The sequence below is a fragment of the Planctomicrobium aquicomposti genome, assembly GCF_051466325.1.
In the GTDB taxonomy this organism is placed as follows: domain Bacteria; phylum Planctomycetota; class Planctomycetia; order Planctomycetales; family Planctomycetaceae; genus Planctomicrobium.
On record NZ_CP195792.1, the window covers coordinates 990,887 to 1,012,818 of the forward strand.

The 21,932-nt window shown below is 60.1% G+C and carries 18 protein-coding genes; 7 read left to right on the forward strand and 11 right to left on the reverse strand.

Features of this window, described 5'->3' with window-relative positions:
• Window positions 1-51 precede the first annotated feature (51 nt).
• The 3 genes from SH664x_RS03760 (at window position 52) to SH664x_RS03770 (ending at window position 5,055) form a co-directional block, all read left to right on the forward strand.
• Complete coding sequence (locus SH664x_RS03760) at window positions 52-2,295, forward strand: glucuronyl esterase domain-containing protein (RefSeq protein WP_437205169.1); 2,244 nt, start codon at window positions 52-54, stop codon at window positions 2,293-2,295.
• Window positions 2,296-2,577: 282 nt separating this feature from the next.
• Window positions 2,578-3,012, forward strand: coding sequence for a manganese-binding transcriptional regulator MntR (mntR, locus tag SH664x_RS03765; RefSeq protein ID WP_437205170.1), 435 nt, complete (start codon window positions 2,578-2,580; stop codon window positions 3,010-3,012).
• 174 nt (window positions 3,013-3,186) lie between these two features.
• Window positions 3,187-5,055: an ABC transporter ATP-binding protein gene (locus tag SH664x_RS03770; RefSeq protein WP_437205171.1), complete on the forward strand. Its 1,869-nt coding sequence runs from the start codon at window positions 3,187-3,189 to the stop codon at window positions 5,053-5,055.
• Between the two features lie 28 nt (window positions 5,056-5,083).
• Here SH664x_RS03770 and SH664x_RS03775 read toward each other — a convergent pair whose 3' ends face one another.
• From SH664x_RS03775 to dnaX, 5 genes are all read right to left on the reverse strand, one after another.
• On the reverse strand, window positions 5,084-6,754 hold the full coding sequence (locus tag SH664x_RS03775; RefSeq protein WP_437205173.1) for an ABC1 kinase family protein: 1,671 nt from the start codon (window positions 6,752-6,754) through the stop codon (window positions 5,084-5,086).
• A gap of 125 nt (window positions 6,755-6,879) precedes the next feature.
• Window positions 6,880-8,352: an RNA polymerase factor sigma-54 gene (gene rpoN, locus SH664x_RS03780; protein WP_437205174.1), complete on the reverse strand. Its 1,473-nt coding sequence runs from the start codon at window positions 8,350-8,352 to the stop codon at window positions 6,880-6,882.
• An 82-nt stretch (window positions 8,353-8,434) separates the two neighbouring features.
• On the reverse strand, window positions 8,435-9,061 hold the full coding sequence (recR, locus tag SH664x_RS03785) for a recombination mediator RecR (RefSeq protein WP_437205175.1): 627 nt from the start codon (window positions 9,059-9,061) through the stop codon (window positions 8,435-8,437).
• A gap of 41 nt (window positions 9,062-9,102) precedes the next feature.
• A complete protein-coding gene (locus SH664x_RS03790) occupies window positions 9,103-9,450 on the reverse strand; it encodes a YbaB/EbfC family nucleoid-associated protein (RefSeq protein WP_437205177.1) in 348 nt (115 codons plus the stop codon).
• Between the two features lie 6 nt (window positions 9,451-9,456).
• Entirely contained in the window at window positions 9,457-11,208 is a 1,752-nt protein-coding gene (gene dnaX, locus SH664x_RS03795; protein ID WP_437205178.1) for a DNA polymerase III subunit gamma/tau, read from the reverse strand.
• 151 nt (window positions 11,209-11,359) lie between these two features.
• On the opposite strand from dnaX, the gene SH664x_RS03800 reads away from it, so the two are divergent.
• The gene (locus tag SH664x_RS03800; protein WP_437205180.1) at window positions 11,360-11,743 is read left to right on the forward strand and encodes a DUF2237 family protein; all 384 of its coding nucleotides are present in this window, start codon (window positions 11,360-11,362) and stop codon (window positions 11,741-11,743) included.
• A 203-nt stretch (window positions 11,744-11,946) separates the two neighbouring features.
• Entirely contained in the window at window positions 11,947-12,483 is a 537-nt protein-coding gene (locus tag SH664x_RS03805; protein WP_437205182.1) for a GNAT family N-acetyltransferase, read from the forward strand.
• 42 nt (window positions 12,484-12,525) lie between these two features.
• On the opposite strand, the gene SH664x_RS03810 is transcribed toward SH664x_RS03805, so the two are convergent.
• Both SH664x_RS03810 and rfbB read right to left on the reverse strand, forming a co-directional pair.
• Window positions 12,526-13,812 (reverse strand): glycosyltransferase family 4 protein, encoded by a 1,287-nt coding sequence (locus SH664x_RS03810; RefSeq protein WP_437205183.1) that lies wholly within the window; start codon window positions 13,810-13,812, stop codon window positions 12,526-12,528.
• A gap of 75 nt (window positions 13,813-13,887) precedes the next feature.
• Complete coding sequence (rfbB, locus tag SH664x_RS03815; protein WP_437205185.1) at window positions 13,888-14,925, reverse strand: dTDP-glucose 4,6-dehydratase; 1,038 nt, start codon at window positions 14,923-14,925, stop codon at window positions 13,888-13,890.
• Window positions 14,926-15,159: 234 nt separating this feature from the next.
• Here rfbB and SH664x_RS03820 point away from each other — a divergent pair, with 234 nt between their 5' ends.
• Entirely contained in the window at window positions 15,160-16,458 is a 1,299-nt protein-coding gene (locus tag SH664x_RS03820; protein WP_437205186.1) for a glycosyltransferase family 4 protein, read from the forward strand.
• A 147-nt stretch (window positions 16,459-16,605) separates the two neighbouring features.
• On the opposite strand, the gene SH664x_RS03825 is transcribed toward SH664x_RS03820, so the two are convergent.
• The 3 genes from SH664x_RS03825 to rfbC all read right to left on the reverse strand — a co-directional run bounded on the left by SH664x_RS03825 (window position 16,606) and on the right by rfbC (window position 19,635).
• The gene (locus tag SH664x_RS03825; RefSeq protein ID WP_437205187.1) at window positions 16,606-17,820 is read right to left on the reverse strand and encodes a protein-L-isoaspartate(D-aspartate) O-methyltransferase; all 1,215 of its coding nucleotides are present in this window, start codon (window positions 17,818-17,820) and stop codon (window positions 16,606-16,608) included.
• A gap of 226 nt (window positions 17,821-18,046) precedes the next feature.
• Window positions 18,047-19,093 carry a 4-hydroxythreonine-4-phosphate dehydrogenase PdxA gene (gene pdxA, locus SH664x_RS03830; RefSeq protein WP_437205189.1) on the reverse strand — a complete coding sequence of 349 codons (1,047 nt, stop codon included), beginning with the start codon at window positions 19,091-19,093 and terminating at the stop codon, window positions 18,047-18,049.
• On the reverse strand, window positions 19,090-19,635 hold the full coding sequence (gene rfbC / locus SH664x_RS03835) for a dTDP-4-dehydrorhamnose 3,5-epimerase (RefSeq protein ID WP_437205191.1): 546 nt from the start codon (window positions 19,633-19,635) through the stop codon (window positions 19,090-19,092). Before rfbC ends, pdxA begins: the two co-directional genes overlap by 4 nt.
• Before the next feature lie 216 nt (window positions 19,636-19,851).
• On the opposite strand from rfbC, the gene hemE reads away from it, so the two are divergent.
• Window positions 19,852-20,904: a uroporphyrinogen decarboxylase gene (gene hemE / locus SH664x_RS03840; RefSeq protein WP_437205193.1), complete on the forward strand. Its 1,053-nt coding sequence runs from the start codon at window positions 19,852-19,854 to the stop codon at window positions 20,902-20,904.
• Between the two features lie 47 nt (window positions 20,905-20,951).
• Here the strand turns inward: hemE and SH664x_RS03845 are convergent, their stop codons facing one another.
• A complete protein-coding gene (locus SH664x_RS03845) occupies window positions 20,952-21,926 on the reverse strand; it encodes a hypothetical protein (protein WP_437205195.1) in 975 nt (324 codons plus the stop codon).
• Between the last annotated feature and the right edge of the window lie 6 nt (window positions 21,927-21,932).

Sequence of the window (21,932 nt, forward strand, 5' to 3'; positions counted from 1 at the left end):
GGATCATGCCGTTTCTCTCCTCACTCCCCGATTGCCAGAAAGCGATTGCTCATGATTTCACCGCGACAGGCTCTCTCTTGGATCACTCTGCTGGCCGTCACGGGAGTGGGGACGGGGAGTGGCTCTCCGATTCGCGTATGCGCCGCCGACAAAGTGGATCTGAAGATTGTGTCGCCGGGAGAGACGCTGCAGGATGTCCGGCAGCAACCCTTGAAGCATCGGCGGGGTTATCATCCATTTCAGGCTCCCAAGACGGCAGGTGGCTGGGAGAAACGGGCGGAGAGTCTTCGTCAGCGGGTGCTCGTGGCGAATGATCTCTGGCCGATGCCACCCCGGACGCCGTTGAATGCGGTCATCCACTCCCGGAACGAACGGGAAGGGTTCACCGTTGAGAAGGTCTACTTCGAGGCGGTTCCGGGGTTCTACGTGACCGGCATGCTCTTTCGGCCGACCAGCGGTACCGGACCTTTCCCCGGAGTGTTGTGTCCGCATGGCCACGGTGGACGGCTGCAGGATTCCGGAATCGCGAAGGTTCGTCAGCAGATCGTGAAAGGTCAGGAGCGATTCGAAGGTTCGGGCCGATTTCCGAAACTCGCGCTCTGCGTTCAGCTGGCGAGAATGGGCTGTGTATCTTTCATGTACGACATGATCGGCTATGGAGACAGCCGGCAGCTGAACTCGGCGCTGGCGCACGGCTCGCCCGCGTATCGTCCGGAAATGGAATCTGCCGAATCCTGGGGCTATCAAACGACGCAGGCGGAGCTACGTCTGCAATCGATCATGGGGTTGCAGACCTGGAGTTCGATCCGGGCGCTCGATTTTCTCGAAAGCCTGCCGGATGTCGATTCGACCCGCATCGGTGTCACCGGCGGGAGCGGCGGGGGAACACAGACGATTATTCTCGGAGCCATTGATCCGCGAGTGGATGTCGCGTTTCCGCAGGGAATGGTCTCGACCGGGATGCAGGGGGGCTGCGTCTGTGAGAATACAACGCTCCTCCGCATCGGCAGCTCCAACGTCGAACTGGCGGCGCTCTTCGCTCCCCGGCCGCAGGCGATGACAACCGCCGACGACTGGACGAAGGAGATGATGACCGACGGGTTCCCCGAGCTGAAGCGGGTGTACAAGATGCTGGGAGCGGCCGACCAGGTTGAGTGCACGCCGATGCCACAGTTCCCGCACAACTTCAACTACGTCAGCCGGGCGGTGATGTATTCGTGGATGAACAAGCATCTCGGTTTGAACTTGCCCGAGCCGATTGTTGAAGAAGACTACGAGCTGCTGGGGCAGAAAGCTTCTGACCCGGCGCTGCATGTCTGGGATGACGAGAAACATCCAGCACCTGCCGAGCGAGGTCCGGAATTTGAACGGAAACTGATCGCACAGCTGACAGCCCGCTCGAACGCCCTCATTGAGGCGCTGGAACCTCACGATGCGGATTCGTTGGCGACGTGGCGCACCACCATCGGTGGAGCGCTGCATTCGATTCTGGGCCGGTCAATCAAGGACGTCGGAAAAGTTCACACCACCGAGGTGCGCACCGTCAACGGCGGCAACTTTACGGCCCAATTCAAACTGCTGACGGTTGAGAAGCATCAGGAGCAGTTGCCCGTGATCACGCTGCTCCCCGCCCACCGGGAATGGAACGGCGGGGTCGTGCTCTGGCTGACGGGAGAAGGGAAAGCGGGCCTGTTCAACGCAGAGGGAGCACTGTTGCCGGCGATTGAACAGCTGCTGGAACAGGGGAATTCTGTGGTGTCGGCCGACCTCTTCGCTCAGGGAGAATTCGTTCACGATCAACTCCCTTCGCACCTCAATCGGCTTGTCGGCCCCTCGACCGAGTATGCCGGGTTCACCTACACGTACAACTACCCGTTATTTGCTCAGCGGACGCATGATGTGCTGTCGCTGGTGCAGTCGATCCGTAGCGGGGACGCGGGCTGCAAGCATCTGACACTCGTCGGGACAGGCGGAATCGGCCCGGTGGTTGCCGCGGCCGGCGCCATCAGCGGCAAAGGGGGCGATGCGGTCGCTGTCGAAACGAACGGCTTCCGCTTCGTGACCCTGACCAGTGCTCAGGATGCGAACTTCCTTCCGGGCGTCGTGAAATATGGCGACCTGCCCGCTCTGCTGGCGCTGAATGCTCCGAAGCGGCTGCTGGTGCTCGGTGAGGAATCACAATCTGCCCCCATCGCGTCGAAGGTCTATCAGCTGTCCGGCAATCGGGTGGAATGGGCTCCGGCTTCTGATCGGGCGGGCGAGGTGATCGCAGCCTGGATCAATCAGCAGAAGTAATGGATCCAGCCGAGGTGAAGCAGTCAGACGGACGGGCCCTCACAAAATGGGGGCCCTTTTTTTGCAGCCGGTAGTCAGTCCCCCTGGCCGGTCGTCTGAATGATTTCCCGCAAGGGAGTGAATCCGTGAGCGGACAGCTCTTTTTTCTGGTCTCATGCTTCCAGACGTTGCCGACAGGCGCTGGTTTTCATTTCGTCCACGAGGATGCGGGACTGGACATGCAGGGGCTCTGCTGACGAAAATCGGGCTGACCGACTTTCTCGTGCTCGCTGCTGAAGTTTCATGAAAAACACCCGACGGATCGCCGATCGTCATCGCCGTACGCGAAAAGACCATGCCATGGAGACGGCGGAAGACTACGCCGAAGCCATTCGTGAAATCATTGAGCAGACGGGAACCTGTCGCGTCGTCGATCTGACCCGTCGGTTTGACGTCACTCATGTGACCGTCACCCGGATTGTCAGCCGACTCAAAAAAGAAGGCTTCGTGGAAACGGAACCCTATCGCCCGATCGAGCTGACTGCCCGAGGGCATGAGCTGGCCGATGAATCCCGTGTCCGGCACGAGATTGTTTATCAGTTTCTGCTGGCGATTGGTGTTCCCGAACGAGTCGCCGCCATCGACACCGAGGGGATTGAACATCATGTCAGTCCCGAGACTCTGGAGCGTTTTCGTGTGCTCGCAGCGAAAATGAAGCCGGTCAAACGCCGGTCGTAAGATTTTTGCGGCGACGCGGTCTCTGCCGAACCGGCCTGATTCCGCCCTATTGCAGGGAAATCAAATTGACGGAATCTCGCGACTGCGTGACACTTCCACTGAAGGAGCCGGCTGCGGCCGGACCCCTCCTCGTGTCGCCAACTGCCTGCTGGTCCCTGAGAGCTGATCGAACACATGGCTCAAGTCGCACCGCTGCTGAAGATTGACCATCTCAAAACATACTTCAACTCCGACGGCGAACCGGTTCGTGCGGTCGATGACCTCTCGCTGCAGATCCTTCCGGGCGAAACACTCGGACTCGTCGGGGAATCGGGTTCCGGGAAATCGGTCACCTCTCTGACCGTCATGCGACTCCTGCCGGAAGCCGCTGCCCGAATCGCCGGAGGAGAAATCGTCTGCCTGGGACAGGATCTCGTTCGGCTCCCCGAACGTCAGATGCGGGAAATCCGAGGCCGCGACATCAGCATGATTTTTCAGGAACCGGGCACCAGCCTCAATCCGATTTTTCGGGTCGGCAAACAGGTGACCGAGGCGATTCAGCTGCATCAGAAAGTCTCCTTCACTGAAGCCAAATCCCGGACGATCCAGTTGTTTCGCGAGGTCGGAATTCCTGAACCGGAACGCCGGTTCGACAGCTTCCCGCACGAGATGTCGGGAGGGCAAAAGCAGCGGGTCATGATCGCGCTGGCGCTCTCCTGCAATCCCAAGCTCCTCATCGCCGATGAACCGACCACCGCGCTCGACGTGACGATTCAGAATCAGATTCTCGACCTGCTCCGGCAGCTGCGCGACCAGCGGGGCATGTCGATCCTCTTCATCACTCACGATCTCGGCGTGATTGCGGAAATCGCGGATCACGTGGCGGTGATGTACCGGGGCAAGCTGGTGGAGCAGGGACCGGTCGAACAGATCTTCGCAGCTCCGCAGCATCCCTACACGAAAGGGCTGATGGCCTGTCGACCTCAACTCGACACCCGCTACCGCCGCCTGCCGACGGTCAGTGATTTTATGGAGACCTCGCGGTCGGAAAGTGGTGAACTGGTCATTCGCGAAAAACGGATGGACGCTGCCCGGATCGCGGTGCTGGAAGGGACCGGCCGTGGTCGTCTGCTGCATCCCCAGTCTGAACTGGCTGCGATTGGTCATCCCGTCGAAGAGACGGGCGGCGACGAAGAGCAGTTCGTCGCCGAGGGAACAGGTCCGCTCCTCTCGATCCAGAATCTGAAAGTTTACTACCCGATCCGCAAAGGGGTGCTGCGGCGAGTCACCGACCATGTGAAAGCGGTCGACGACATCAGCTTCAATGTCTATCCGGGGCAGACGCTGGGCCTCGTGGGTGAGTCGGGCTGCGGCAAGACGACAACGGGTCGCGCTGTGGTTCGGCTGACGCCGGTCCACGCTGGAGAGATTCTGTACCGCGGCCGGGATGTGCAGCAGCTCGCGGGAGGCGACCTGCAGGAGTACCGGGGCGAAGTCCAGATCATCTTTCAGGATCCTTACAGCTCGCTGAATCCGCGACTGACCGTGGAAAGCATGCTCACGGAAGCGATGCAGATTCATCACCTCGGAACCTCGCGCGCCGACCGACGCGAGCGGGCCGCGAGCCTGCTGCAGGAAGTCGGCCTGGAGCCGACCCATCTGCTGCGTTATCCCCACGAGTTTTCCGGGGGACAGCGGCAACGATTGTCAATCGCCCGCGCCCTCGCGGTGGAGCCGAAGCTGTTGATCTGCGATGAGTCGGTTTCTGCACTCGATGTCTCGGTGCAGGCACAGGTGCTCAACCTGCTGAAGAATCTGCAGGAACAGCGGAACCTGACCTACCTGTTCATCAGCCATGACCTGAGCGTGGTCAAGTTCATGTCGGACATGATGGCGGTGATGAACCAGGGGAAGATCGTGGAATTCGGTCCGTCGGAAGCCATCTATGCTCACCCGCGAGAAGCCTACACCCGCCGCTTAATTGCCTCGATTCCGGATGCTTCCCTCGACAAGCTTCGGGTACGGGTGCGTGAGCGGAAGAATCAGTCTGCGGCTACGAAGTGATCGGTCAGCCCGCCGCAGCGCCCCGCGTTTACAGGCGGCCACTGCGGAGAATGCCCCAGATCAGCCAGATTCCCAGCAGGCCGGAGAGCAGAAAGATCGGCAGTGCGAACCACATCGATTGAGTTGTCGCGCTGCGGATGATCAGGGCAGTCGCCACAACCAGTGCCGACGTCACCATACCGATCACGATGCGGTTACTGGACCGGTCAAATTCCTGAATCAGCTTGTCCAGCCCTCGATGTTCCAGCTTGACCTTGAGGTCATCCTGGCTCACTTTCTGCAAAGTTCGCCCGAGATGCAGCGGCAGATCGTGGGCCGCCTTAAACAGCGTTCGCAGGTCGGCGAAGGCCCGTTCAGCGATCCGTTTGGGTTCGTAACGTTGCCGGATCAGCTTCTCCACAAAGGGGGAGAGGACTGTGGCGAGATTAAAATGGGGGTCGAGTTGCCGTCCCACCCCTTCCAGTGTGACGATCGCTCGCACCAGCACCATCAAGTCGCCGGGGCAGCGCAGGCCGTGGTTTGAAAGAATACCGATGAAGTCCTGCAACATCGGGCCGACATTCAGGTGCTCCAGCGGGACACCGTAGTAGGCTTCCATGAAGTCGCGGACATCGGCCTGCAGCAGAGTGCGGTCGACCGGTGTTGTGGGGCGTCCCAGGGTCAGGACCACATCGACCGCAGAGTCGACATCGGCCCGGGCGATGGCGACCACCAGTTCCAGAAGTTGCTCACGTTTCAGGTCGTCGAGGAAGCCGACCATGCCGTAATCGAGGAGGGCGATCGATCCGTCGCGCCGGACCCGAATGTTGCCCGGGTGAGGGTCGCCATGAAAAACCCCCATTTCAAAGGCCTGCCGCAGAAAGATATTGGCGCCGTTGAGGGCGATCTGCCGGGGATCGAGTCCCCACTCGCGGAGTCTGGCGGGATCATCGACTTTGGTGCCGTCGACAAACTCCATGACGACGACCGCTTCGCTCAGCAGGTCGGGATCGACCCGGGGAACGTACAGCAGCGGGCTGTTTTCGAAGTGCTTCGCGAACTCCTGCATTGTGCGGGCTTCGCGACGGAAATTCATTTCCCGCCGAATGGTCCGGGCAAAATGATTCACGAGGCCGACCGGATCGAACGGTCGCATTTCGGGAATGTGTTTCTCCATCAGCTGGGCCAGTTCCAGCATGAGCGCCAGGTCGCGCTCGACAGAAGAAACCACATCCGGGCGGCGGATCTTGATCGCCAGCCTGCGGCCATCGTGTCCGACGGCGGTGTGCACCTGCCCGAGCGACCCGGCTGCGACCGGAGCATCGTCGAACGACTTGAAGAGCTGTTCAACCGGCTTCGCAAACTCCTCCTCGAGAGTCGCCCGCGCCTGATCCGAAGGGAACGGGGGGACCCGCTCCTGCAACAGCATCAATTCCTGAATCAACTCGCGCGGGATGAGATCGGGACGGGTGCTGAGGACCTGTCCGAATTTCACGAAGGTCGGTCCCAGATCTTCGAGTGCCAGCCGGATGCGCTGGGACGTGGTCAGCTCGCGCGTGACGACCCGCTGCTTGCGCGAGATGAGTCGACGGCCCCAGTCGAGATACGGCCGGAGCCCGAGCCGCTCCAACAGATCGCCGAATCCATAGTTCAGCAGCACCGTGGCGATTTCCCGCCCGCGATTGAGATTCTTCAGAAATCGCAACGGGTAGGGTTGCACGGAAATGAGGAGCCGGGGGTGAGAGAGGCATTCGCCCGGCTGCGGAACTCAATTCCCGAAGCTGATACCGGGGCGCTGGCAAACAGGCCGATCAAGGAAACACGAGGTCGGGGCGCGACTGCTCCTCAGTATTCGCGCCGTTGTCGTGACGAGGGAATATTCATCGCCTTGCGGTACTTGGTCACGGTGCGGCGGGCCAGTTGCACGCCGGCCTTGGCCAGTTCCGCCACCAGAGCGTCGTCGCTCAAGGGGTCTGACTTGTCTTCACCATCAACAATCTCTTTGAGCTTGAGTCGAATGTTTTCCCAGGCAACGTCTTCGCCGTCCGCCGTTTTGGTGCCGCCGCCGAAGAATCGCTTGAGCGGAAAGATCCCGCGGGGCGTGGCGATGTATTTGTCGTCGACCGCCCGGGAGACCGTGGTGACGTGCACGCCGACGACATCGGCGATGTCCTGCATCTTCAGAGGACGGATATGTTCTGGACCATTGTCCAGAAACTCGGTCTGCTGATAAACGATCGCCTGCGCCACTTTTTTCAGGGTGTTGTAGCGCTGTTCGATGGAATCGATCAGCCATTTGGCCGATTCGATTTTGCGTTTGATGAACTCTTTTGTCGAAGCGTCCGGGTTCGCTTCGAGCATGCGGATGTAGCTGCGCTTGATGCGTAACTGGGGAATGTATTCATCGATCAGTTCGACGACGTACACGCCGCTGTCGTTCTTTTCCACCTTGAGGTCGGGGGTGATGTTCTGGCCGCGCGGGGCATCGAACTTCTTTCCCGGGTAGGGATCGAGCGTCCGCATCTGCTCGATCGCGGCGTTGATGGCATCCATGCTGTAGCCGGTCTTGCGCTCGATCAGCGGCAACCGGTTCTGCAGCAGGTCATCGAGGTGATTGGAGATCAGCGTGGTCATCATGTCGCCGAGCGGTGTCTCGGGCGTGATTTGCAGCAGCAGGCACTCCCGGATGTCCCGTGCTCCGACACCCGGGGGATCGAGCCGCTGGACGAGCTTGAGTGCCTGTTCGGCGTCCTGATGGGTGATGTCGGAACCGAAGACCTGCACCAGTTCCGCCAGAGAACTCTGCAGCCGGCCATTGGCATCAAGATTGTGAATCAGATAGTCGCCGAAATCCCGCAGGTGTTCCGGGGCGTCGCAGTGAAACTGCTCCAGCAAATGTTCGTGCAGGGTTTGTGGAGGATTCTCCGCGTTGGCCATCACGTCGTGCTGGCGGTCGGAATCCTCGTCGATACGGTTGCTGCTGGGACGGGAGCCGGAAGTGTAATTGTCGTCGGGAACTTCCTTGGCGAATTCGAGGAGCCGCTCGAAATCGCTGGCGTTGTTGTCTTCGTTGGTGACGAGTTCGCGTCGATCGATTTCTTTGGCGGGGACGGGGGCCAGGTCTTCGGGGGGAGCTTCCTTAATCTCGCTTTTACGGCTTTCGACCTGTTCCAGAACGATGTTTTCGACCAGTTCCTGATTGATGCGCTCCTGCAACGCCGCGAGCGGCAACTGCAGAATCTCCATCGACTGGATCATCCGCGGTGCCAGCTTCATCTGCTGGCTCATCCGCATCTGCTGTGAGACGTGTAGGTGCATGATCGTTCGAGTCGTTATTCAGATTTGCAGTCGGCGACGTCTGTCGCCATGGTGTCAACCGCTCGCGTCTGTGAACGGCACGTTAAAAGTTCTGTCGCCCGCGCATGGCATCTGCCAGCATTTCCTTGTTCGCAAACTCTAACACACTCCCCGTGGCAATCCCGCGGGCAAGTCTCGTAATTTGAACGGGAAGGTCTTCCAGCAGGTTGGAGATGAACAGCGCTGTCCCGTCACCTTCCAGTGTCGGATTAGTCGCCATGATCAGTTCCTTGACTCCATCCCGTTTAACCCGTTCCACGAGACGCCGGATTGTCAGATCTTCAGGCCCAATTCCTTCCAGCGGTGCGATCCGTCCTCCAAGGACGTGATACGTCCCATGAAAGGCAGCAGCAGCCTCCAGTGCGGAGACATCTTTGGGCTGCTCGACCACGCAGACCACCGTCCGGTCACGCCGACTGTCGCGGCAGATCGGACAGAGTTCCTGTTCGGTCAGATTGAAGCAGACCGTGCAGCGACGAATCGACTTCTTCACTTCCCGAATGGCGTCTGCGAGCGCAAAAGCATCCGACTCCCGGCAACTGAGGATATGGTTGGCCAGTCGTTCCGCCGATTTTCGACCGATCCCGGGGAGGGCGGCGAATTGCTCGACCAACCGTCCCACCGTCGGTCCGAAAGGATGTTGTTCTGTATCAAAACTGCGAACTGGCATAGCGGTGTCTTCTGAACTCCCTGGAGACCTTCGGCCTGGCGTTATTTCCCGAAGCCGAATCGGGAGAGAGCGTCTTCGATCCCCGGAATTCCGAGACCTTCGGCCAGCTTCGACATTTCGGTCGCGGCAGCCTCCCGGGCCTGTTCGAGCGCCTGATTCACACCGGACAGCAGCAGGTCTTCGAGCATTTCGCGATCGTCGAGCAGCGAAGGGTCGACGTGAATCGAGGTGATTTTCTGATCGCCGGTCGCCTCCACGCGGACCATCCCGCCGCCGACACTGGCACTCACCTGCACTTCGCCCAGTCGCTGCTTCAGCTCCTGCGCGCGGGCCTGCATCTGCTGGGCGTTTTTCATCAGTCCAGCAAGATTGGAAAGTCCTTGAAACATCAGCAGTTACCCTTCCATTTCGCTCTCAGGAGCGATTTCCGTCGCGATGACTTCGAGTGGCATGGGGCGGACATCAATGATCTGCCCTCCAAAGATCCCCACCGCCTGCTGCACGAAAGGATCTTTTTCGACAGCAGATGGTTTACGCCGCTCCATCCTGGGGGCTTCCCCGGCATCCGGCTTGCGGATCGGGGTCGCCACTGTTTCATCGAGCAGCAACCGGATTTCGATCGGCTGTCCGGCAATCTGCTGGGCCAGCCCGCCAAGCTTTTTCAGAATCTCCGGTCGCTCACAATAGCTCTTACTGAAAAGGTAGCTCCTCAGGAACCAGACTTCCAGACGATTTGGCCCAGAAATTGCTTGTCGAGCCGCCTTTTGCAGGTGATTCCCCACCAGCTCGGGGGAACCGGCCAGCAGCAGCTCCCAGAACTTGCTCAGGTTTTCTGCCGTAAAGGGAATCGTTGCAACGGGTAGTGGCTTTGACTCCGCTGTCGGAACCGCAGGCACAGTGGGGGGAGGAGCCGGGCTCACCTCAGAGTTTTTTTTTAGGAACTGTGCGGCAAATCCTGCCGGTGGCCGTCCAGCGGGAGGGCTCGCAGGGGTCGGAGCCCCGGCGGAGAGCTGTTCCACGAGCGTGGCGATTTGATCCAGTCCCTCAAGGGTGGCGGCGCGGACAATCGCCAGTTCGAGGAGCGCCCGGGCGTAATTCACCCGCTGCATTTTGAACTTGGCGTCTGCCAGAATCTGCATGCCGGCGCAGATCCGGTTCAGGCCCCAGCGCTTCGCCTGCGCTGCCAGTCTTTCCCGGCTTGAGTCAGTCACTGCGGAGAAAGGGACCTCCGTCGCGCCCGAGGCCGCGAGCAGGAGATCCCGGAAATAGGCGAGCAGCTGATCACTGAAGCTGCCGATCTGAACCCCTTCCTGAAGGGCGGTTTCCACCTTCTGCAGGGCCGCTGCCGGCTGGGAGTCGATGAGGGCTTCGAACAGTTCAATCAGGCGGTCGTCGGAGGCGGTTCCCAGCAGACTATGAACATCGCTGGCGGTAATCTGCTCCCCCCCGAACGCCAGCAGCTGATCGAACAGGGACTGGCTGTCACGCATCGAACCGGCTGCCCGACGGGCGATGAGTTCGATGGCGGCGTCGTCGACAACTTTCCCTTCCGCTTCGGCAATCTGTTTCAGCCGCAGCGCGATACTCGACTGGGCGATCGTGCCGAAGTCGAATCTCTGGCAGCGGGAGAGAATGGTGTCGGGAACCTTGTTCGGTTCTGTCGTGCAGAAGACGAACTTCACATTGGGAGGGGGTTCTTCCAGCGTTTTCAGCAACGCATTGAAAGCCTCCTTGGTGAGCATGTGCACTTCGTCGATGATGTACACTTTGTAAGGCGACCGCATGGAGCGCACGTTGACGTTCGCCCGCAGCTGCCGGATATCATCGATCCCGCGATTGGAGGCACCGTCGATCTCGAGGACATCGACATCGTTGCCCGCCGCGATTCCTGCGCAGATCTCGCACTCGTTGCAGGGGACACCTTCCTGCACATCGGGACAATTCAACGCCTTCGCGAAGATCCGGGCGGTGGATGTCTTGCCGACTCCGCGAGCCCCCGTAAACAGGTAAGCATGAGCGACCCGGCCGGCCCGGATTGCGTTTTTGATCGACTGACCGACATGCTCCTGACCGACGACTTCATCAAATGACTGCGGGCGAAAACGCCGCGCCAGAACTGTGTATTGAGTCCCTGTTTCGCTGTTCATCCCCCCATTCTAACAGACGGATTCCGGCCAGCGAGAGACGTTCGCGGAAACCGGGGATTCAGGCTGTGGGGGCGTCGCTGTCGCTATGAAGCGCCACACGATAAACTGGCTTTTGACGAATTCGCCGGATATTTGGGTGATTGAGGCTTGTATGGCTGGTGCGAAAAATGTTTTGGGAAAGCCGCTGCAATCCTGTTCGTTCAACCCGATGACCGGGTGGTTCCGCAACGGCTGCTGCGAGACCGGACCGGGCGACTTCGGGATTCATGTCGTTTGCTGTCAGGTGACCGAAGAGTTTCTGGCGTTCTCCAAGAAAGCGGGGAACGATCTGACGACTCCGATTCCCGAGTACGAATTCCCCGGTCTGAAACCGGGTGATCGCTGGTGCCTGTGCGCGGAACGCTATAAAGAGGCGTACGATGCCGGCGTCGCTCCCGGAGTGGTACTGGCGGCCACGCACATGTCCGCGATCGAATTTGCGACACTCGAAGAATTGCGGGAACACGCAGTCGATCTCGACGAAGTCGAAGGGTGAATTCACCCCCGACCGTGTCGCTCTGAAATTCAAAACTCGGGAGCGAACCTCTGCGGACGAAGCGCCCTCTGCACCACCCGAGTTGCCGCAGCGTCGCGTTGTCGGAATCGACGTCCGATTCGGCGCGTCGGCTCCCGAAGCTTCGAACGCCGTCAGGTCGGAAAGCTCCCCTGATGGTGCCGTCTCATTGAAAGTCCTGAAGAATGATTCCCGTTGAACTGCAGACACCTCGACTCAGGCTGCGTGAATTGACATGGGACGACCTCGATTTTCTGGCGGAAATGCGAGCCGATAAGGAAGTGACCCGGTTTTTTCCGCAGTCATATACCCGGGAGGAAACCGCTGCCTGGCTGGAGTCGAAGCTCAACCCGGCGACAGATCGTCCCTGCTGGATCTGGCTGGTCTGCGATCGTGAGACGGGGGATGCACGGGGCTGGATTGCGGTTGTGGAGCAGTCGCCGGAGGGACGCAGGATGTTCGAGATCGGCTATATGTTCCATCAGCCTTTCTGGCGCCAGGGATTTGCCTCGGAAGCGGCGATTGCCTGCCGGGACTGGGCATTTCGGAACCTGCCGATCGATGCCATCCATTCGCTGATTCTGCCGATCAATGTTCCGTCGCAGGGGGTGGCCCGGCGGAACGGCATGCAGCTGGAAGGGACCAATCTCCAGCACCACGGGTTGGGGCACGATGTCTGGAAGATCACTCGCGCGGAGTGGGAAGCTTTGCATCCGGCGTAGAGGCGAGGCCTGTGCCGTCTCCTGACCGAGCGCCGATCGCTCTCAGGAATTGACGATCGGGTGAGCCTGATATTCGTCAGCAATCTTCCGCAGTTGCGCCGCCAGTTGACGGACCTGCCCTTGCAGCGAGTAATACTCTTCCACAAAGGCGCGTGCCTGCTCTGATTGTGCGGCGGGGCGCCCCGGAGTCCAGAATTGCCTCACCTGTTCAGCGAGCAACTGCAGGTCTCCACCGGCGAATGTTCCCGCACCTGATTGTCTGAGGAATTCTTCTTCGACCTGCAGCGAAGCGACGGGCACACCTGTTGCCGCCGCCTGCAGATACGTATTCGGGAATCCTTCCAGCGAAGAGGTATTCACCAGCACCGCAGCCTGCTGCATGACCGCCGGCATTCGTGCGAACGGGATACTTTCCACGATTCGCACGTTGCCCGGAGCGCGGCGACGGACCTCGGCATCCACAACGTCATCCCTCCGGTTCATGACCATCAGGAAGGGAATCTCCGGGCAGCGTTCGGCGACGTCCAGCAGCAGCTGTGGCCGCTTGTGGACAGCATCGGCCCGGCCGATCCACAAAGCGTAGCGTGTGAGTCCGGCGGTCTCTTCCGGCGACGGTAGCAACGCCCGCAGCCGATCCCACTCCTGGAGGTCGATCGGGTTGCGAACGATGGTCGCCTGCCGGTGAAACAGGTCCCGCAGTCGCGACTGTTGCGCGGGAGTCTGGCACAGAATACTGTCGGCCTGCTGAAGGACCCACAGGCAGACGTCTCCCCGATCGCGGTACACACTTACGAAGTCGCCGCGCTGCAGATAGCGTTCATCGAGATCCCCATCTGACCCCAGAAACAAGACTGCGGGTCGACCGGCTGCGCGGGCGGAGGCGATGACGGTGGCGGAGTGACTTTGCACGCCGAACGTGACAAGGACATCAGCATTCAGCTGCTGCAGGAACGGATCGGGAGTCAGCGGACTGGGACGAGGAACCAGCAGCTTCCTGGCAGCGATCCAGGGGAGATAGAACAAGTCGCTGAGTCGCGGTTGCTGCAGTTTCAGCCACGGGAAGGTGGGCGTTCTCTTCAGACGGGACAACAGGGAGTCGCGGACGGCGTACAGCGGATCCTTCAGCAGGAGGAGGCGCACGCCGTCGAACTCCTCTTTCCGCAATGCTTTCCCATGACGAACGAGGAACGAGACCTCCACATCGGGGAGTTGAGCCAGTCCGCGCGCGAAGAGCCACGAGCGGGTTTCGATGCCGCCAAACCCACCCGGCTCCTGCGGGTCGATCGCAGGATAGGCGTTCAATGCAACAAAGCAGACACGGAGCGGCATGTCGCCCGGATTCAATCAAAGGGAAATGAATTCATCGTGCAGAAACGCAATGCGAGAGGCAGCCGCGAGCGCGCTTCACTGTCCGGAGCCGGCTCCCTGCAGACGATCTCCGTACTGGGAAGCATAGTACTTCAGATAGTCCCCGGAACGAATCCGACTGACCCAGTCAGGATGCTGCAGATACCAGTCGATCGTCTCCTGCAATCCCTGTTCGAACGGGATCTGCGGCTGCCAGCCGAGTTCCCGCTCTGCTTTTGTGCAATCAATCGCGTAACGCAGATCGTGTCCCGGCCGGTCGGCAACATAGCGAATCAGGGATTCCGGTTTGTCGAGCAGTTTCAGCAACAGTCGGGTCAGAGCGATGTTCGTGAGCTCGGTACGACCACCAAAGTTATAGACTTCGCCGATCTGCCCCTTACGCAGCGCGAGCTCAATGCCGCGGCAGTGGTCGAGGACATGAATCCAGTCGCGAACGTTCGTTCCCTGTCCGTAAACGGGCAACGATTCGCCGCGCAAGGCATTCGAGATGAACAGCGGGATCAGCTTCTCGGGAAACTGATATGGGCCGTAATTATTGGAACAGCGAGTGATGATCGCGGGAAACTGAAACGTGTGGACGTACGAACGAACCAGCAGGTCGGCCGCGGCTTTGGAACTGGAATACGGGCTGTTGGGGGCCAGTGGTGTCTCTTCGGTGAAGAACCCTTCCGCTCCCAGTGAGCCGTAAACTTCGTCGGTGGAGACCTGCAGATAGCGGGAGACTTTCTGCTGCCGACAGGCATCCATCAGCACCTGCGTACCGACGATATTCGTGCTGACGAACGGGCCGGAATCGATAATGCTCCTGTCGACGTGACTTTCTGCGGCGAAGTTGACGACGGCGTCCGCCCGCGATTCCTGCAGGAGTCCCGTGACGAACTCGCGGTCACCGATATCCCCCCGGCGGAAGTGATACCGGGAGTCGCTCTCGATGTCGGCCAGGTTCTCGGGGTTGCCGGCGTAAGTCAGCTTGTCGAGGTTGTAAATGGTCAATTGCGGATCGGTCGCCAGCAGATGGCGAATGAAATTCGATCCGATGAAGCCACAACCCCCGGTGACGACGATTGTTTGCATACAGACTCCGCAATTCTGCCATTCGCTGGAAAGGGAATTCGGGACCCCCACATTCCCGGTCGCGGGAAAACCTGCACTTCGGGATGCCCCAGGCCGGAGGAGTCTGATCAATTGGTACGTGATCTCCAAGTCCAGTCAACGGCTGAAAGAGTGACTGGAGCGGGGATGGCCGGAAAAAGAGGCTCGGGACTGTGAGATCCGGATGAATCCTCTCCTCAACTGAATCCGACCGCGATGCACATTGCCATTCTGACGGCTGGCAGGGCAGGGACGTTTTGTGGATCGTGTCTTCACGATCACAGCTGGTCGCGGGCGTTACGGGCCGAGGGGCTGCGGGTCACGCTCGTTCCCACCTTTGCCCCGCTGCAGCTGGATGAACCGGACGGGAGTGAGCGGCGTGTTTTCCTCGGGGGTGTCAATGTTGCGCTGGCGAGTCGCTGGGCAGCCTGGAACCGGCTCCCTCGCGCAGTTACCGCGCCGTTGGACTCCCGGAGTGTGATCCGCTGGTTTGCTCCGGACCTGCTGCAGGCCCGCACCCCGCAGGCTGCCCAGCGGGCAATCGATCTGCTGGAGGGAGAGGGGGGGACGCATCGAGAGGCGATCCGGGTACTGGCGGAGTTCGTTTCGCAACAGCTCCGTCCGGATGTCGTCATCTCGACCCACCTGCTACTCGGGGGAGTGATGAGGGCCATCCAGAGTCGCTGGTCGGCACCGCAACTCTGCCTGCTGCAAGGGGGCGAGCAGTTTCTCGACGAGATGAGTGAGCCGCTGCGCAGCCGTGCGCTTTCACTGGTGCGGGACCAGGTGAGTACCTTGGCAGGTAATCTCGTTCACAGTGATTTTTATCGGCAGCAGGTCTCCCGGACGCTTTCGATTTCAGCGGACCGTATTTCGCTGATTGCGCCGGGAGTCGACATGGAACGCCATACCGGACGTCCCAGTGTCACCCGCAATGAGCGGTTGACCATCGGGTATTTTGGACAAATCTGCCCGCACAAGGGATTCGTACAACTGGTGGATGCGCTAGTGTTACTGAAGCCTCAACAACCGGACTTTCTGTTTCGCTTCGGTGGTGTCCGGACGAAAGAACATCGCCAGGCGATCGACGCAGCAGTGCAGAAGCTGCGGGCTGCGAACATTGATTTCGAGGACATCGGCAGTCCGTCGACTGTGGCGGAGAAGTCAGCCTTGCTACAGAGCCTGGATCTCGTTTCCCTGCTTACGGAGATTCCGGAAGTGAAAGGGCTCCCCGTGCTGGAGTCGCTGGCGAATGGAACGCCCGTCGTTTTGCCTGACCACGGAATTTTTCCGGAAATGATCGCGAAGACGGGAGGTGGATTGCTGGTGCCGTCGGGCGATGTCGTTGCACTGGCCGCTGCGTTTCAGCAGCTGGCCGATCCGATTGTGCGCCTGCGTTCTGCGGAGCAGGGTTGGCGCGGAGTCCGGCAACATCATTCGCTCCGGCAAATTGCCCGGACAACGTTGGAGGTCATACGCGATCTGTTGCCGATCTCCTGCGCTCCATCAGGGTGACGCCCAGCGACGGCGAGGTCGGGGTCACCAAACGTCAACTCACTCTAGAGCAGGTTGCTCTTTCGAGTGCCCGCGCAGCCAGCGTTTCGTGTGCTGAAATGCTCAGTTCCGCGTGGCAAGAACTGCTAGATCAAAAAACAAAATTCCCTAGTTCGCAGTGATGGCGACGTCGTCGAGCCAGAGGGTGCCGGTGGCCCCATTCAGGCCGACTCGCAAAATGAGTTCTCTCGCATGTTCCGGGACATCCACGGTGGTGCTGCAACGCTTCCACGCATCTTCATCGGCCAGCCACGGACCCAGTGGGACTCTGCCGATCGGCAGTCGATGGACATCGAAGAAGTAAATCAGCATTCCCGGCTCCTGGCCGAAGCCTTCCCCCGGACGAATATGCTCCGATCGATAGGCCCAACTGATGTTGATTTGCCTGACCCGTGTCCCATCCACAGCCAGCCCCTGCAGCACATGGGACTCACGTCCCGGCTCAGCGTTCGTAAACTGCAGGCATTTGTTGCCGGAAAGGGCCTCGTCGCTCAGTCGGGTCCTTCGCTGATAGTGCCAGTTGTCCGCCAGATTGTCCTCGTTGCCATCAATCTCGAAGCCGCCATTGATGATGCGGGGATGGAGTCCATCGGGAAGACTGCGGCGAAGTTCTTCCATTTGTCCGGTCATCGGGACAAACAGCGTGGGAATCAGCTTTGTCCGGACCAGTTCCCCGTTCTTCTTTTCGAGCAGATGAAAGACCTGCTGGTAACGTTCCCCCAGCGGAATGATCATCTTGCCCCCTTCCTTGAGCTGGTCCACCAGCGGCTGGGGAACATCTTCCGGAGAGCAGGTGACGATGATCTTGTCGAAGGGGGCATGCTCCGCCCAGCCCTGATAGCCGTCGCCGACCTTGCAATGCACGTTTTTGTAGCCCAACCGCGACACCAGCGATGCGGCTCGTTTGCCGAGCGGTTCCACGATCTCAATCGTATAGACCTCCTGCACCAGGCCGGACAGCACCGCAGCCTGATACCCGCTGCCGGTGCCGATCTCCAGCACACGGTCGGTGCGTTGCGGGTCCAGCTCCTGTGTCATGTAGGCGACGATGAACGGAGGGGAGATTGTCTGCTTGTGGCCGATGTCGAGCGCCTGATCCAGATAGGCCATGGAGCGGAGATCGGGCCGGACGAAGAGATGCCGGGGAACGGTCCGCATGGCTTCGAGGACCTGAGGGTTCGTGACCCCTTCGGACGCGATATGTTCTTCCACCATCCGCAATCGGGCGGCTGTGGCCTGATCGATCGGCTGTGCCTGCAGGCTGGTAGTAAACATGGCTGCCAGCAGCCCTGCTACGAGAAGAGTACAGACTTGATTACGCATTGGGTCGTCTCCCACTCATCATTGAGCCTGAGGCTCTCTTCTGCCTTGGGGCGCCACTGGTTCAGACCGCAGCGGACTGTCGCGTGGCCTTTTCTTCCGGTGTGGACGGAAAGGCTCAGGCGGAACAATCAGGCTCATGGATTTCGAGCAGGAGTGTCAAGACATGAGCGGCATTATTACTTTCCCGTCAGGTCGTGCTCAGCACTGGCTTCGCGGACAGGAGCAGTCAGGCACTCCGGCGTCGATGCAGTTCGACTGCGATCCGCAGGGCTTCACGCATGCCGTGGTCATCGGCCATGCCCCGCCAGGAGATGTCGAAACCGGTCCCGTGGCTGGGACTCGTTCGCACGATCGGCAGTCCCAGCGTGACGTTCACCGCTTTCTGGAATGCAATCAGTTTGAGAGCAATGTGCCCCTGATCGTGGTACATCGCCACCACGCCGTCGTAGGCACCATGGACCGCCCGTTGCAGCAACGTGTCGGCGGGATAGGGACCATCCGCAGCGATGGCGGACTGCCGAGCTCGCTCGACCGCGGGAGCGATCAGCCGGGACTCTTCATCACCGAACAATCCCGATTCCCCCGCATGCGGATTCAGCGCGCAGACGGCGATGCGCGGCGCCGGACAGCCGATCCGCCGCAGGAAATGATGCATCAGTCCGATCTTTTCTTCGATTCCCGCCTGTGTCAGCAGCCCAGGGACGCTGGCAATCGAAGTGTGCAGCGTGACATGCACCACTCCCATACCGTACGGACCTTTGACGACCGAACAGCGCGGCAGATAGAGCATCATGGCGAAGTCCTGCACTCCACACTGTTCCGCCAGGATCTCGGTGTGCCCCGGGTAATGGTGCCCCCCGGCATGCAACGCCGCCTTGCTGAGAGGGGCTGTGACGATGGCATCGACATCACCGCTCAACGCGGACTGGGTTGCCGCCACGAGCCAGTCATACGCCGCTCGTCCCGCGCGGGGATCGATCCGTCCGGGAGGGACATCGCTGACGTCGGTGTCGCTGGGATTCCAGCACGCGATCGTCTCCGCATCGAAGGCGTGAGTGACTGCCGCGGGATGTTCGACCTCGACGATTCGTCGTCTGTAATGCAGCAACTCACAGGCCCGTTCCAGCACGTCGGGATCTCCCACGACAATCGGTCGGCACTGGGCTGCGGTCTCCGGATGCGCGAGCGCCCGGACGACCACTTCCGGGCCGATTCCCGCCACATCTCCCATCGTGATTGCCAACCGGGGCAGATCGTGTGTGCTGGCTGTCATGATTCAAAATGCTCCGCAGCGGTGAGCGGCTTGCCGTTCTGGTCTTTTTCGGAAAGGACCGGATCTCCTGCCAGCGGCCAGACGATTCCGACCTGCGGATCATTCCAGAGCAACGTCCGTTCCTGTTCTGGATGATAGAAGTCCGTGCACTTGTAGAAGACGTCGGCAGTCTCGGAGAGGACGTAGAATCCGTGTGCGAATCCGGGAGGAACATACAGCGATTCATGATTCTCGGAGGACAGCCGGACTCCCGTCCATTTTCCAAAGTGTTCTGACTTTTTCCGCAGGTCGACAGCCACGTCGAAGATCTCGCCCGACAGGCAGGTCACCAGTTTCCCCTGGGAATGCTGCAGCTGGTAATGCAGGCCGCGTAACACCCCTTTCTGCGAACGGGAAAGGTTATCCTGGACGAACGGCAAGGTGATTCCAGCCTCGACAAATCGGCGGCGGTGATAGACCTCGCGGAAAAAACCGCGGTGGTCCCCGTGCAGTTTCGGTGTGACGCGAATCACGCCTGGCAAATCCGTGTTCAGAAACTCCATGACCCCGGTTCCCCTGCTGCGACCGTCAACTGCGTTCCATTTCCTGATTGTTTCCGCCGCGCTGCGGGAGTTCAATCGACATTCCGGCCCGTTGAGGTGAATTCCGGCCCCCTCTCTGCGGGAGAATTCGGCCTTTCTCTGGAATGCTGACAATTCGGGCCAGCCGCTGTTAACATGCGGTTCTCACTGAAATCTCCCTGAACGATTGCAGCTGTGATGTCACTTACGCCGGCGCTCGAACAATCCCGCTTCATGAAGGCTGCCCGCTGCGAGCCGACCGACTGCACTCCGGTCTGGATCATGCGACAGGCCGGCCGTTATCTGCCGGAGTACATGGCGGTCCGCAGCCAGGTCTCGTTTATCGAGCTGTGCAAGCGCCCGGAACTGGCTGCCGAGGTGACGGTCACCGCCCGTGAAGTTCTTGGTGTCGATGCTGCCATTCTGTTTGCGGATCTGCTTCCCATTCTGGAGCCGATGGGATTCGACCTGGAATATCAGAAGGGGGAAGGACCGGTCATTCACAATCCGCTGCTGGAAGCAGCGGAAGTGGACCGGGTGCAGGCGATTGAGGATGTCTCTGCGCTCGACTACGTCTTCGCGGCGGTCCGGCTGATTCGGGCTGCGCTGCCGGCGAATATCCCCTTGCTGGGATTTGCGGGAGCCCCCTTTACGCTCGCCTCGTATGCCATCGAAGGGGGTGGCTCGAAGAACTATGTCCGCACCAAGTCGCTGATGTTCAACGATCCGGCCGCCTGGTCGGTACTGATGAACAAACTGGTCGACAGTCTGTCGCGGTATCTCATCGCCCAGATTGATGCCGGGTGTCAGGCAGTACAGATTTTCGACAGCTGGGCGGGGTGTCTGTCCCCCGCGGACTATCGGGAATTCGTCCAGCCGTACACGAAGCGGTTGATCGACTCGCTTCCGGCGAATGTGCCGGTCATTAACTTCCTGACCGGAAATCCCGCGCTGCTGGCCGATCAGGTGGCCGCCGGCGGGAATGTGATCGGCATCGACTGGCGAGTTGATCTCGCCGAGGCCCGCAGACTGGCCGGCCCCCGTCGCGCGGTGCAAGGCAATCTCGATCCGGTGTCGCTCTATACGAACCGGGAGACGCTGGCTGCACGGGTGCGGCAGGTGTTGGCGGCCGCCGGTGAACAGCCCGGGCACATCTTCAACCTGGGGCACGGCGTTCATCCTGACATGGATCCGGCGAATGTGAAAGCCCTGGTGCAGATGGTGCACGACTTCAGTGCCCGGTCTCGGTGAGTCACCGGGAAGGCGGATCGACGCCGTCGATCGCTCTCTGAACAGCGCTACGCCGCCCGGGGATTCTTCAGCAGGCCGAGTTCTTCATCCTCAACAATCTGCTGCGCGCCATAGCCTTTGCGGACCGCCTGCACGCGGCGCTTCACAGACTTCCGCATCGCGTTGTGATAGCCAACGGTCGTCGTGAACAGCGTGAGCAGATCCATGAACTCACGGTTGCGGGCGAGTTCTGCCTCGTAGAGATAAATGTGCGCGTTGTACCCGAATCCAAACAGCGCCCCGTCGATCTCCGCGATGCGGCGGCCCTCCGCCTCCACCACGAAGTCGGCACCAATTGAGATCCATTTGCGGCGAATGTTCACGTACCAGAGTTTGTTCTTCTGGTGCTGCAAAAAGCAGAACGTGAAGATCGCCGGAATGCGGAACGTGCGGTGGTTCTCCTGCACATCGCAATTGTACTTGGAGGCAGCGAGATTGGCTGTCATCCACAACAGAGGGCGTTTGGAGCCGAGCGAGTTGTGAACTTCCCGCGTGGTAACCTCTTCCAGTGAACCGACCCAGCTCACTTTTTCTTCATTGGACCGGAACAGCTTCATCACCAGTCGACGGCTTTCGAACTGGCTGGGGCTGAGCCGCATCACCGGATCGCTCAGGAGCTGCTTGTGCAGTCGTTGCGTCTGTGCTTCGTTGAGTGGGCCCGAGGCCTTGATCTGTCGACGAAGAACTTCCTGACGTTCGAGCTGAACCGCTTCCAGGCGGCGCTGCTGCTGCACCTGATTCGGAGTCCAGACGTCGGTGCGGAGTGCTGCGAGGTGCGACTCGTACCAGCGTCCGGAATCGAGGTCCCGTTCCTGCACGGTGCCGCAGACATCCATGTTGGTGTTGAACTGATGCGTGTCGGCCGACTTCAGCCGCTTCATGAGGTCGACGTTGGTCGGATGCGCTCCCATGAAGGCCCACATGTCGACATAGCGATGCGCCAGAATCGGCAGTGCGGATTTTGCTCCGGCCTTGGGTGCCATCTGTGC